This is a genomic window from Prochlorococcus sp. MIT 1223 (assembly GCF_034092465.1).
In the GTDB taxonomy this organism is placed as follows: Bacteria; Cyanobacteriota; Cyanobacteriia; order PCC-6307; family Cyanobiaceae; genus AG-402-N21.
The window spans coordinates 691,230-702,846 of the sequence record NZ_CP139303.1 but is presented as its reverse complement, the minus strand read 5'-3'; the positions used below and the strand labels follow the sequence as shown (position 1 = coordinate 702,846).

Sequence of the window (11,617 nt, the reverse complement as noted above, 5' to 3'; positions counted from 1 at the left end):
TTCGCTACAAAATAATTTTAATAGTTTGTCTTCTTATTTTTTATTATTCAAGGGCTTTTAGTAAGTCATCTTTACTGCATTTATCTGGAATTGAATCTTTATGGAAATATGGTAGATCATTTTCGAGGTCAATAGCTGCATCTTCGGCTAAGACGCTCAATACATCGTCGATGCTAATCCCCATATCCATAGCCATTTGCGATAAAAGCTTAGCTGTTCCAGCTTTTATCGAAATGGTTACCGGGAATAAAACCTCATCCCCAGAAGACTGTCTTGAGTTCATAAAGAAAACCTTAAGACATTTTAGTCCAATTGTCTTGGTTTCTGAAAATATGAAATAGTTCCTCTCCCTTAAGGCGTTAAAGGAGAGAAACTATTTTTTCAAGAATGATAGAAGCTATAAAAGTTAAATACCCTTTATAGCTTTATGTCCCTTTAAAGTCCTGGGATTTCTTGCTTTAACTTTTCTGCCCAAGTAGCAATTCGTGAATCAGTCATGTCTGATTCGCTGTCCTCATCTAGAGGCAGGCCGCAGAAATCTTCTCCTACGACACTTTTTGACTCGTCAAATGTATAGTCACCTTTACTGACATATCCAACCATTGTGGCGCCAGCTTGCTTGAAGTACCTGTGAAGTTCTTCCATCGCATCACAGTAGTTTTCTGTGTAAGTAGAGGAGTCACCTAGTCCAAAAATCGCAACTTTTTTTCCTCCAAGATCTAATTCTCCAATATCTTCAAGAATTGAATCCCAGGCAGTGCCAGATCTTTCTGAATCAGCACCGGTGTTCCAGGTAGGAATTCCGCAAATAATTCCATCGTGACCACCAAATTCACTTAGGTCATCAACGTCAGAAATATCCTTTGGAGCATCTGCTGAGTCAAGTAAGCCGTGAAGCCTTTCAGCTATATCCTCAGTTTTGCCTGTTGTTGTAGCAAAGTAGATTCCTACTGTCATTGTATGGTTGAAAATCAGATATATATTAGTCCAAATTTGATCAATTAGACCGAGATTATCTTCTTTAGGCTATTTTTTTTTATACAACTATAGGTCTCATTTTTTTGTTGATTCACAATGGCTCCTTTCTAACCAATGGTTTAATCGAATTAAGCATCATTTTAAAGCCATTTAAAGTTAATTATTTATTTGATTTAAAGTTTTACCTATATTAATTTTAATTATTTTAAAAAAATATAAATTTATATATTACCAATCAAAATAAAACTATAAGTATTTATAAAATACCTCATAAAACATTAAAAACAAAGGATTTTTGATATTCTAGATTAAGTTAAAGCCACTTTGAAGGCCAAAGGTTATTAATACAAAAGAGGTAATTCCAAGGCCAAGTAGAATAATTGTATACAATCTATTTACTCCATATCCAGGCTCAACAGGGCTGAAGTCAGCTAAAACAATTGACTGCCTTGAATATTTATTTCTACTAGGGAGACCAATAGTTTGGGTGCTTGGCCTTAATTCGCCTTTTCCTAAATTAGATCCATTTGCATTGGCGATTGATAGTGGAGCGATGGATGAATCTGAGACGCTTTGATTCCTTGATGAGTCTTCGCTGAAAAATCTTGGAAACATATAAGTGTGCCAAAGACCAATGACTGCGGCCCATGCAATCATGCTGACCCCAGCAAGCCCAAAAAGAACTTCTTTGAAACCGAATTCCATAAATAACCTGCTAACTGCAGTTTTTTAAGCCTAACAGATGTAATTGATAGTCCACTGAAAAGCTTCAATTACTACGCCTCAGAATAAGATTAGTTACAGAATTGTCATGCTGTTTAATGTAATCGTCTTTTTTGGCTCTATCAATGCAACGATTAGTACATAAATTTTTGGTTTTTGATGGACTTCAGACTAATTCTTGTTTTTACACCCATCATTTTTTCATTAGTATTTACAGTCTTCTGGCTAACGAAGTGGGAAGTATTAAAGTGGGATAACAAAGTAGCTCCAGGTTTTCCTACTTTAGAGAACTATCAAGTTTGGGAAGACACTGCAATAGTCGCTACACAAGGCAGGCCAGAAAGAGGCTATCCAGTTTTTACAGTTAGGACGCTGGCTGTAAACGCATTAGGAATACCAACTGTATTTTTTCTAGGAGCAATATTTGCTATGCAGTTCATCCGTAGGGGTGTAATAGGAGTTTAGGTAAACTTTTTATTAAGAGTTTTTATATAAACTTATACAATTCAATCTAATTTTGATTATTGAGAGTTTGATTCATTATAATTTTAATAGAATAGTATTTCTTAATGGAAGATCCAAACTTAAATACTGATTCATCTGATTCAGTAAGTAATAATGAAAATATAGATTTAAATGAAGGAGGATTTGATTCTTCTAATAGAGCTGATTTGAATAATGATCAAGAAAACAGCTCAGTTGCAGTTATAACATCAGAAAATAAAGAACTAGAAAATCAAGATAGCTTAGATAATGGAGGCGAGTTAGATCCAACTAATATTAAAGAAATGAATGAACCAGAATACATTTACTCTCTAATTGAAAGTGCCATTCCTAGCAAGGAAGGATTTAGAAAAAATATTAGCAAGAGAGACTTTGCTCTATGGGTTTTACCAATAGTTGCTATAAATACAATAAGAAGATTTACTTCTAGAAAAACTAATGAGATTGTTAAACCAATAGATGAGAATAACAAATCTACTTATTTAATTAAAGGTGATGAAACTATTTATACCAATACTAAGAATGTCTTTGAAGGAAATGAAAAAATGAGATTTTTTGGATTCAGATTTATGGCGATTTGGGTATTCCCAATGGCCATAACTGGAGCTTTCATGGAATTCTTATTTGTAGGTCCTTTAAAAGGTACTAATCCTTTTGGCTGAAAGGCAATTAGTCATTTATTTAATAAAAGCAAAGCTGCTTTAAGTAGCTAGAAAGCGTCTTCTTATGTACATGAATAGGCATAGAGCCCCTATGATAATTGGAGGATGAGCTGCAAGAGAATTCCCAATTAATTGAATTTCCTCTGAAGACATTTCTATTAGTGATTATTTATACTTGTAATATACTACTTTTTACATTGACCACCTAATTTACTGATATCTTTAAAACAATATTTAACGGTTAAGGCCGTAGAGTTCATTTTAAGAAACAGCTGAAAGATAGATTTGTAAAAATGCTTTTGATTGAGGTCTAGAGTCTTTATTTAGTTCTAAAATTATTGCATTATGTTTAATACCTTATATGAATTCAATTGATGAAGAATTTTGATCAAAAGACTTTAGAAGAGCGTCTCAAAGAGTTAAGAACTGAAGATGACTTTTCTGAATCTCCAAAATGGAATAAAGATTTATTTTCAAAAACTTTAATACTTGCACCTTCAATACTTTTTATAGCAACATACTTATTATTCAATCAGAACATTATTTCTTTAATAAGCTTGATTTTGATATCAGGGTTGTTTATTCTAATTGGATTATTTTTATATAATAAAATGATGAATTGAATTTAAGAATAGATTATATAGCATATACATTTTCTAATGAAACATTAGATTTTTCCATTAGAGGTTTAAGAGCGAGTTCCATTTCTTCTTCAGTTTTAAAGCCAAGGGTTTCTTTGGTTTCATTTCCAAGTGACTCAATCTCTAGATTCGTAGAAATAACCATGATTTTTTCTAATATTTCTAAATATAGTTACTTAATCAGAAAAAGCTACTTTTTATTCCGAAAAAAACCAGAGCATTTTCATATAGAGTTATGTTGTTCGATCAATAATATATATGCCAATAGATGGAGGATATTTAACAGATAGAGGTTATGTACGTTATGAACTTGGCAAAAGTAATACTCTAAGCTATTTAAATGGTAATTTAGATGCCTTATCTGGTAAATATTATAGTAGAGGATTCGAATTACTTACATGTTTTAAAAGTACTTTTAGTACTAGGTCTTTCGAATCCAATATCTATTTACATCTATGAATAGCTATGAAATAGTAATTACTAATCCAATATGTCAAACTTAAAAAGCAAGTCTTAATTTAATTAAAAATAATGAAGAAAAGATTAAGTCTATAGAAATAGAGCTTTTACTCTTGGAGTAAGAATAGCTAAATTAACAAGATTCAAATCTAATTTTCTTGTTTCTATCCGAAGTGATTTCCTATAGCTCCTCCTTTAAAATTTAAATCATATGACAATAATTTTCATGGTTAGATATAGCTTAGATTACATTGATTAAGAATATAATTATAGCTTCTTGTAGTAAGAAGTTGAATAAATATATTTTGTTGGATTTTAAGTTTTATTTTCCTAAGGCGAAAGGATTAAATGTTGAATGAATAGATTGTCGTTTCGATTCACCTATGCACCCTGTTGATAGCACTAATTTTTGAGATAATGAAATATGCAGTTTCCTGCCTATCAATAACCTATCAATGAATATGACTGCTAAGAACACTTGCTGCGACTGGAGAGGATAGGCATATGTACTTTCAGGACATAATCTCTAGCCTTAATTCATTTTGGAGTGAACAAGGGTGCTTGATTTTGCAGCCATTTGATACTGAAAAAGGGGCTGGAACAATGAGTCCACATACTGTTCTTAGAGCATTAGGGCCAGAACCATGGTCAGTTGCCTACCCAGAACCATGCAGAAGGCCTACTGACGGTAGATATGGAGACAATCCAAATCGAGCTCAACATTATTTTCAATATCAAGTTTTAATAAAGCCCTCTCCCGATGAAATACAAGAAACTTATCTTTCCTCCTTGGAAGCCATAGGAATTATCCAGAAAGAACATGATATTAGATTTGTTGAGGATAATTGGGAATCACCAACTTTAGGCGCATGGGGAGTGGGTTGGGAGGTTTGGCTTGATGGCATGGAGGTGACTCAATTTACTTACTTCCAGCAATGTGGTGGCATTGATTGCCGCCCAGTTTCCATTGAAATTACTTATGGGATAGAAAGATTAGCGATGTATCTTCAAAATGTAGAAAGTATTTGGGACCTTAATTGGAATAAAAATTTGACTTATGGAGATATTTGGCTTCCATTTGAGAAAGATCAATGTAAATATAATTTCGAAGTATCTGACCCTCAAAAATTAAAAAAACTCTTTGAAATATATGAAGCTGAGGCAAAATCTTTAATGCAAAACAACTTAGCTGCACCGGCTTTAGAATTTGTTTTAAAGTGCAGTCATACGTTCAACTTGCTTGAAGCAAGAGGAGTTATATCTGTTACAGAGAGAACTAGCATTATTTCACGTATTAGGAGTCTTGCTAAGGAAGTAGCTGAAAGTTGGCTTGCAAAAAGGCAGGAATTGAACTTCCCTCTTTTAAAAGATAGAAACTAAAAGGAAAACAATTATTTTCTGCCAGGTTGTTTTTAATAGGATTCCAAATTACTTCCACCTATGCATCGAATGTGAGAATTGTTACATTCGATGCATAGGTGGAAGTAATTAATTGGTTTTTACTGGTGTTTAGCTTGATTAGCATCTATAATGTGCGAGCCCAAGTTTTGGGTATTTCTGTGTGAGGAATTAAATGAAACTTTTCCAGCAATTGCTGGTAGCTCCTGCTGCATTGGGCCTAATGGCACCATTGGCAGCAAACGCTGCTGATTTAAACATTGATGGAATCTCTGACTACACTTCTGGTTCAGAAGTTCAGAGCTTCTCTGATGTTTATCCAACAGATTGGGCTTATCAAGCTCTAACTTCTTTGGCTGAGCGCCACGGATGTGCTGTTGCTAATCCTTCTGGAAGCATCACTCGTTACGAAGCTGCTTCTTTGTTAAACAAGTGCCTTGGCAATGTTGCTCAGGTTAACGAGGAAGAGCGTCGTCTTATCAATGAGTTCGCTCCTGAGCTTGCTGTAATCAAAGGTAGAATTGATGGTCTTGAAGCTCGCGTTGGCGAATTCGAAGCCGGTCAATTCTCTAATACAACAAAGCTAGACGGTAAGGCCAACATCATCGTTGGTCAGGTTGATAGTGATGCTGATACATCTGACTCCACAACTATGGAGTACAGCTATCAGATGAACTTGAACTCCAGCTTCTCTGGTAGAGACAATCTTTATGTTCGCATCAAGACTGGTAACGTTCAAGGTCATTTCGGCACCAGAACATCTGCTACATACCTATCTGCTCATGGTGCAGGTTCTGCCGAGGCAGGTGGTAGCAGTGCTACCGCTTATGACTACTTAAAGGTAGACAAGCTATGGTATTCATTCCCAGTTGCTGAACAGTTCAAAGTTTGGATTGGTCCAAAGGTTGAGAACTACTACATGCTAGCTAGCTCTCCATCTATTTATAAGCCAGTGATGAAGCAATTCGCACTTGGTGGTAATGGTCCTGTTTACGGTTCAAGCACTAACCCTGGTTTAGGTGTTGCCTGGACTCAGCAAAAGGATGATCCATCTGCTGCACGCTTCGCTGTATCTCTTGCTTATACTCAACAGAGTGGTGAGTCTGCAGCTGTTGACAGCGGAATATTTGGTGAAACAGGTAAGAGAGGAACTCTTGTCAAGTTTGAGTATGGTTCTCCAAGATGGCAGGTATCTCTAGCTACTGCTTATAAGAGTGGTGGTTGGACAGATACTTACTTCGCAACAAATCAAGCTGCAGAAAGAGCTACTCATGCTCATGAAACAGCTTACGGTTTAAGAGCTTACTGGAAGCCTGAAGAAGTAGGTGCTATCCCAGCTATTCAGATTGGGTATGACACAACTACTATCGACAACAACGACGTCAACGTTAAGGAAGCTGACGGCTGGATGATCGGCCTAATGTGGGATGACGTAGGTTCTGAAGGTAACAAAGCTGGTTTTGCTATCGGTTCAAGAATGACCGCTAACACTTACCATGCGACTCTTGATGAGACAGCAACTGCTCAATCAGAGGGTGCTAAGGACAACAGCACATGGGAGGCTTACTACACATTCCAAGTTAATGACAATGTGTCAGTTACTCCTGCTTTCTTCGGAAGTTCAGATCCAAACACTGGAACTAACGACGATGCAAATGGTTATGTAGTTTTGACAACTTTAAAGTTCTAACAACTACCTAATTAAAAAGGAAAAGCGCTCACAAAGTGAGCGCTTTTTTTTTTAATTTTTATATTTTAAATAAAATAAAAACCTTTATCTACCAGCAATTTTCTCCTTCTCCTACTGGTATGCAAAGATTTCTTTTCTTTGCTTTTTTCTTTGCTTTTTTGGCTGCTTCATCTAATTTACTTTCATCTTCAATAGATTGATCTGTTGTCCATTCCTTTAAGCCACCAATATCTTTATCTTTTGGGGCTGAGTGACTGATATTTGCATTTAGGCTGCTTGTTGCAAGTAATGCAGTTGCTGCCATGAATATTGCAACGGGTGACTTTTTTCCCATTTTTTAAAAATCATTAATCCAATCTTATATATCAAATAGGCATTTTTCTGAACCCTTCAAAAAAAATGACTAGTCAATGTATCAAATGATATTTTAGTCCCCCATCCTTCTTAAAAGGTTCCCATATGATTGAAATATCAAGTCTAACTCTGGTGACTGTCCATATTTTGCAAGTAACCCCTTTGCTCCAGCCTCAAGTCCAAATAAAAAACTTCTTTCTTCATTGCTAGAAACGTAACTTTCAATCCAACCTACGCAAACAATTCTCTGGCCACTTGAGACTTTCTCTACTGAATGAAGGCTTGTACTAGGATAAATAATTATTTCTCCCATATCTAATTTAAAACTATTGCTTCCTTGCATGGTTTGAATGCAAAGTTCACCTCCTTCATAATTATTCTTCTCACTTAAGAAAAGAGTGAATGAAAGGTCGCTTCTTCCAGAGCTCATATATGGATTGTCAATGTGTGTTCCATACCCCTGACCTAATCCTGCTTTGCTAAACATCAACCCATGGATAATTTTTGCCAGAGAAAAACTTTTTATAAGCGGATCTTTAAGCATATGTGATGTTATTTCATCGCTTGCATTTATAGATAATTCAGAATTCCGATCAAGTTGTAAATTGTTTTTTACTTTTGAGGCAAATGATCCAGCCGTTCTCTTCCCGTCTTTCCAGTCCGATTGATTACTTAGAATCTCTCTAATTATTTTTTGCGCAGTTTTTTTGTCTAGTAGTTTATGGATTAAGTAATCCATGGTTTTAGAAAATCTGTCATCAATTAATCATCCTATCTACTTATCCTAAACAATTGATACTAGTCCACGTATAAAAGTACCAACTTTTTTCTACTTCTTTTTTTGCTAGATAATCTATATATTGACTTGATTTTGCTTGATTAAGAATGCCTTTATTTCAACGTTTTGCCTCTTCAGTTATTGCAACTTCTTTTGCTATGGGTTCAGGACTAATTTTTTCTAGCAGGTCTATTGCTAGCGAAGTTCGAGTTTATTCTGGTCGGCATTACAATACAGACCGACAAATATATAAAAAATTTGCAGCTGATACAGGTATTAAAGTTCGATTAATTGAAGCAACTGGTATATCACTTGTAGAAAGATTGAAGAGAGAAGGCGCTAACTCGAAAGCTGATGTTATCTTGCTTGTCGATGCTGCTCGAATCAGCAATGCTGCGAAGGAAGGCTTATTGCAGAGCTATCGTTCTGCCAAGTTAGACAAAGCTGTTCCTAGTCAATATAAAGACCCTAATGGCAAGTGGTATGCGCTAACGAGAAGAGTAAGAGTTATGGTTGCAAACCCTAAGTCAGTTGATATTTCAAAAATAAAAGATTATTCGGATCTTGCTGATCCATCTTTGCAAGGAAAAGTTTGCTTGAGAAAGCGGAATAGTCCATATAATCAATCTTTAGTTGCTAATCAACTGGTTATAAGAGGTGAAGAAGAGACGAAAAAATGGTTAAAAGGTATGATCTCAAACGTTTCTCAACCTTATTTCCCTGGTGATATTGGAGTAATTAGAGCAGTTGCACAAAATAAATGTGGAATAGGAATAGTGAATCATTATTATGTAGCAAGAATGCTTGGTGGAGTTAATGGTCTTAAAGATAGAAGATTAGCGAGCAGAGTTAAAGTAATTACCCCTAACCCAGCTCATGTAAATGTAAGTGCTGGAGGTATTGCTAAATATGCTGAGAATAAAGAAGAAGCTATTAAACTACTGGAATTTTTAGCTTCACCTAAAGGTAGTAAAGGTTTAGCTTTTCCTACTTATGAACATCCCTTAATTGGGTTCAATGACTCTAAGGAAGTTAAAAGGTTTGGAGCTGTGATCCCAGATAAAGTAACGATTAATCAATTAGGTGAAAATAATAAGAAAGCTATAAAGCTTATGGCAGAGGCTTCTTGGGATTAAGCTTCAGGAAAAAAATATATTTTTGAAATTTCAATTAATAATAATTACTCTTAGCTAAGGCTAAGGCTAAGGAGAGGTGGCTGAGTGGTCGAAAGCGAACGACTCGAAATCGTTTAACAGGAAACTGTTCGTGGGTTCGAATCCCACCCTCTCCGTATTTTTAACTGATCAGGATTACTCCTGAGTAGTTATAGTGACCCGAGATGGGTCTATGACAGACGTTTTAGAGACAAGAACTATCCCGAAGCATTCAGGATAGTTCAACTTCGGAATATTTGTGTTCGGGTTGTGTTCGGGTTTTTTGCAAATGTGTTCGGGTTTTACTTGGGTAATCATTTCCTATAACAGGTGCCTAAAGACTTGATTGCTAAGTTAAACTGAAGAGCAAAACTCTTTGTAAATAATTATTAACTAGTGACCATAATTTGTACGTAACTGTATAAATAACTCTGTCGGTTTTCGGAACCCCATTAGAACCTTTGAAGGATTACTTAGAGGTGCTTTAGAGTAACTTTAGGGGAGAAAAATGATTATAAATACATTTAGAAATGTAGTTGAGTGATGTATCTCAGACTGCATCCTCTCAAGAAAGGATCGCCAGAGACCTCTTGACGCCCCTACAAAGTAAGTAAACCCATGAAGACCAATACACAACCCAAGTGGACTAAAGGAACCAGAAGGAAGACCACGATCTCCTATCACGAGTGGGAAGAAGAGAGAACAAAGAGAGAGGAGTTGGCACTAATGCGGCATTACGGATGGAATAAAAGTCAGATGTATAAGACTCTCCGATCAGAACGTCACCAACTGCTGTTTCCATCCAAATGAATATCAACCTCAAACTGAACAAGGTTCAACTAGAACAACTCAAGGAAGTGATGAGAAGAGATAAACGCCCTTTCAATCCAAAAGAGATACAGGTGTTCTTTATAGACAACATTAATCGCAGATATGTGAATGGTTAAGTGTATTTAAATTGATTAATTGCATAACCTACAACGAACCAAAATCGAAAGAGAGAAATAATCCATATCAAAATATTTTCCAGGATAAAAATTACTCCTATAGGTTGATTACAATTAACAATTAATGTATATTAGATATTAATACTAATTAAATAGAAATACTGCTTTAGATCCTTTGATATAAAAGGGATCTAATACTAAAGAAATCCTAAAGATACGCGCCATATCCTGTTCTGCTGTGCTATACTATATTCATCGAAACGGAATGAATCGAACAATTTCAATCTGCGATATAAGTAAAGAAAATTAATTAGTTAATTACTCTTTTTGACAATGCCTGACTGTCACTAAACTCCTCTTTCAAAGAGACAGGAAACTGTATACCATACTTTTTATTATGACTACAACCACTCAACAAGTACAGATTAAACCTGTACCTAAACTCAGACCAAAACCAATTAGGATTCGTACATACGAACATCAATCTCCTTATAACTTTATTCAAAAATATCGTGAGAAGAAATTAGAGGAAGTGAAGGTTAAAAGTGAATTGATAAGAGTGTTCTTTGAACTACTTACTCCTTATGAAACTAAACACGTCAGATTCATCACAGATTCCTTTTGGATTGTCATGAACGAACTCTATCCAACAACTCAAGAGGGAAACAAATGACTTACTGTGCAGAATTTGATTCAGACCTTTATTTGGATAATGGATATCCAGATATTTTGAAAAGTGCTGCTTCTAAACCAGAGTTTCACGTTTTATGTGAATTACCTTCCCCCTCCTTTAAAGAAGAGAATCAGGTGATCGAGGTTAGACTTTGGTTTGATGAATATCCAGGTACTGAAGAATTTATAGATGCAATTTCTTCGATTATTCCCTATAAAAGAATTCTCAAAACTAAATGCATTCATTGGGGTTCAACCTATGAATATGTTTGGGGATCTTTAGAAGGGGTGGATGAAGAGAGAGGACTACTGGAGGATGAAAACATATGAGTGACTTTGCTGAGTTTCAACTAATCGTTGAATACAACGACTCGAGTGAAGTCAAACTTTTCCAAAAAGAAATCGAGGAGATTCTTTGGAGGAAAAGTGAGGAAGGAACACTCAATAAAGTTCGAATTGGTTGGACTCCTATGCAGGGGTTTTGAATTGGAACTTCAAGGTGTTGAACAATCACTTTGATTAAGGAGAAAACTCACTACTCACATGCCCCACCTTCTTCACAGGTGGGGTTTTTCATGTGTGTGTTGGTGGAACTCTTTCCAATAATTCCAAACGATCCGATAACAGATATTCGTGTGATCGACATTCTTATGAGTC

Annotated in this window: 14 protein-coding genes and 1 tRNA gene; 9 read left to right on the top strand and 6 right to left on the bottom strand. The window is 35.5% G+C overall.

Annotated elements, in window-relative coordinates:
- Positions 1–43: 43 nt before the first annotated feature.
- The 3 genes from SOI85_RS03780 to SOI85_RS03770 all read right to left on the bottom strand — a co-directional run bounded on the left by SOI85_RS03780 (position 44) and on the right by SOI85_RS03770 (position 1,683).
- A complete protein-coding gene (locus tag SOI85_RS03780) occupies positions 44–283 on the bottom strand; it encodes a CopG family transcriptional regulator (RefSeq protein ID WP_320664900.1) in 240 nt (79 codons plus the stop codon).
- A gap of 152 nt (positions 284–435) precedes the next feature.
- Entirely contained in the window at positions 436–957 is a 522-nt protein-coding gene (gene fldA, locus SOI85_RS03775; RefSeq protein ID WP_320664899.1) for a flavodoxin FldA, read from the bottom strand.
- A 324-nt stretch (positions 958–1,281) separates the two neighbouring features.
- Complete coding sequence (locus tag SOI85_RS03770; RefSeq protein ID WP_320664898.1) at positions 1,282–1,683, bottom strand: hypothetical protein; 402 nt, start codon at positions 1,681–1,683, stop codon at positions 1,282–1,284.
- Between the two features lie 177 nt (positions 1,684–1,860).
- On the opposite strand from SOI85_RS03770, the gene psbF reads away from it, so the two are divergent.
- Together psbF and SOI85_RS03760 are read left to right on the top strand one after the other, a co-directional pair.
- On the top strand, positions 1,861–2,166 hold the full coding sequence (psbF, locus tag SOI85_RS03765) for a cytochrome b559 subunit beta, long form (RefSeq protein ID WP_320664897.1): 306 nt from the start codon (positions 1,861–1,863) through the stop codon (positions 2,164–2,166).
- Positions 2,167–2,270: 104 nt separating this feature from the next.
- Entirely contained in the window at positions 2,271–2,867 is a 597-nt protein-coding gene (locus tag SOI85_RS03760) for a hypothetical protein (RefSeq protein WP_320664896.1), read from the top strand.
- A 636-nt stretch (positions 2,868–3,503) separates the two neighbouring features.
- Here SOI85_RS03760 and SOI85_RS03755 read toward each other — a convergent pair.
- The gene (locus SOI85_RS03755; protein ID WP_320664895.1) at positions 3,504–3,653 is read right to left on the bottom strand and encodes a hypothetical protein; all 150 of its coding nucleotides are present in this window, start codon (positions 3,651–3,653) and stop codon (positions 3,504–3,506) included.
- Between the two features lie 818 nt (positions 3,654–4,471).
- On the opposite strand from SOI85_RS03755, the gene glyQ reads away from it, so the two are divergent.
- Positions 4,472–5,347: a glycine--tRNA ligase subunit alpha gene (gene glyQ / locus SOI85_RS03750; RefSeq protein WP_320664894.1), complete on the top strand. Its 876-nt coding sequence runs from the start codon at positions 4,472–4,474 to the stop codon at positions 5,345–5,347.
- 193 nt (positions 5,348–5,540) lie between these two features.
- Complete coding sequence (locus SOI85_RS03745; protein WP_320664893.1) at positions 5,541–7,055, top strand: iron uptake porin; 1,515 nt, start codon at positions 5,541–5,543, stop codon at positions 7,053–7,055.
- Positions 7,056–7,143: 88 nt separating this feature from the next.
- On the opposite strand, the gene SOI85_RS03740 is transcribed toward SOI85_RS03745, so the two are convergent.
- Positions 7,144–7,389: a hypothetical protein gene (locus SOI85_RS03740; RefSeq protein ID WP_320664892.1), complete on the bottom strand. Its 246-nt coding sequence runs from the start codon at positions 7,387–7,389 to the stop codon at positions 7,144–7,146.
- Between the two features lie 93 nt (positions 7,390–7,482).
- Positions 7,483–8,148, bottom strand: coding sequence for a Fe2+-dependent dioxygenase (locus SOI85_RS03735; RefSeq protein ID WP_320664891.1), 666 nt, complete (start codon positions 8,146–8,148; stop codon positions 7,483–7,485).
- Positions 8,149–8,294: 146 nt separating this feature from the next.
- On the opposite strand from SOI85_RS03735, the gene SOI85_RS03730 reads away from it, so the two are divergent.
- The 5 genes from SOI85_RS03730 to SOI85_RS03710 all read left to right on the top strand — a co-directional run bounded on the left by SOI85_RS03730 (position 8,295) and on the right by SOI85_RS03710 (position 11,445).
- Positions 8,295–9,323, top strand: a complete 1,029-nt coding sequence (locus SOI85_RS03730) for an extracellular solute-binding protein (RefSeq protein WP_320664890.1) — start codon at positions 8,295–8,297, stop codon at positions 9,321–9,323.
- Positions 9,324–9,393: 70 nt separating this feature from the next.
- Positions 9,394–9,478 (top strand) — tRNA-Ser (locus SOI85_RS03725).
- A gap of 1,207 nt (positions 9,479–10,685) precedes the next feature.
- Positions 10,686–10,961 (top strand): hypothetical protein, encoded by a 276-nt coding sequence (locus SOI85_RS03720; protein WP_320664889.1) that lies wholly within the window; start codon positions 10,686–10,688, stop codon positions 10,959–10,961.
- The gene (locus SOI85_RS03715; RefSeq protein WP_320664888.1) at positions 10,958–11,290 is read left to right on the top strand and encodes a hypothetical protein; all 333 of its coding nucleotides are present in this window, start codon (positions 10,958–10,960) and stop codon (positions 11,288–11,290) included. Before SOI85_RS03720 ends, SOI85_RS03715 begins: the two co-directional genes overlap by 4 nt.
- A complete protein-coding gene (locus SOI85_RS03710; protein WP_320664887.1) occupies positions 11,287–11,445 on the top strand; it encodes a hypothetical protein in 159 nt (52 codons plus the stop codon). The genes SOI85_RS03715 and SOI85_RS03710 overlap by 4 nt, the downstream gene beginning before the upstream one ends.
- Positions 11,446–11,617 lie beyond the last annotated feature (172 nt).

What these genes read in the sequence shown, in the direction of transcription:
- SOI85_RS03780 (WP_320664900.1), bottom strand. Translation starts at nt 283, where the DNA reads ATGAACTCAAGACAGTCTTCTGGGGATGAGGTTTTATTCCCGGTAACC.
- SOI85_RS03755 (WP_320664895.1), bottom strand. Translation starts at nt 3,653, where the DNA reads ATGGTTATTTCTACGAATCTAGAGATTGAGTCACTTGGAAATGAAACC.
- SOI85_RS03740 (WP_320664892.1), bottom strand. Translation starts at nt 7,389, where the DNA reads ATGGGAAAAAAGTCACCCGTTGCAATATTCATGGCAGCAACTGCATTA.
- SOI85_RS03730 (WP_320664890.1), top strand. Translation starts at nt 8,295, where the DNA reads ATGCCTTTATTTCAACGTTTTGCCTCTTCAGTTATTGCAACTTCTTTT.
- SOI85_RS03770 (WP_320664898.1), bottom strand. Translation starts at nt 1,683, where the DNA reads ATGGAATTCGGTTTCAAAGAAGTTCTTTTTGGGCTTGCTGGGGTCAGC.
- psbF (WP_320664897.1), top strand. Translation starts at nt 1,861, where the DNA reads ATGGACTTCAGACTAATTCTTGTTTTTACACCCATCATTTTTTCATTA.
- glyQ (WP_320664894.1), top strand. Translation starts at nt 4,472, where the DNA reads ATGTACTTTCAGGACATAATCTCTAGCCTTAATTCATTTTGGAGTGAA.
- SOI85_RS03745 (WP_320664893.1), top strand. Translation starts at nt 5,541, where the DNA reads ATGAAACTTTTCCAGCAATTGCTGGTAGCTCCTGCTGCATTGGGCCTA.
- SOI85_RS03710 (WP_320664887.1), top strand. Translation starts at nt 11,287, where the DNA reads ATGAGTGACTTTGCTGAGTTTCAACTAATCGTTGAATACAACGACTCG.
- SOI85_RS03715 (WP_320664888.1), top strand. Translation starts at nt 10,958, where the DNA reads ATGACTTACTGTGCAGAATTTGATTCAGACCTTTATTTGGATAATGGA.
- SOI85_RS03735 (WP_320664891.1), bottom strand. Translation starts at nt 8,148, where the DNA reads ATGGATTACTTAATCCATAAACTACTAGACAAAAAAACTGCGCAAAAA.
- fldA (WP_320664899.1), bottom strand. Translation starts at nt 957, where the DNA reads ATGACAGTAGGAATCTACTTTGCTACAACAACAGGCAAAACTGAGGAT.
- SOI85_RS03720 (WP_320664889.1), top strand. Translation starts at nt 10,686, where the DNA reads ATGACTACAACCACTCAACAAGTACAGATTAAACCTGTACCTAAACTC.
- SOI85_RS03760 (WP_320664896.1), top strand. Translation starts at nt 2,271, where the DNA reads ATGGAAGATCCAAACTTAAATACTGATTCATCTGATTCAGTAAGTAAT.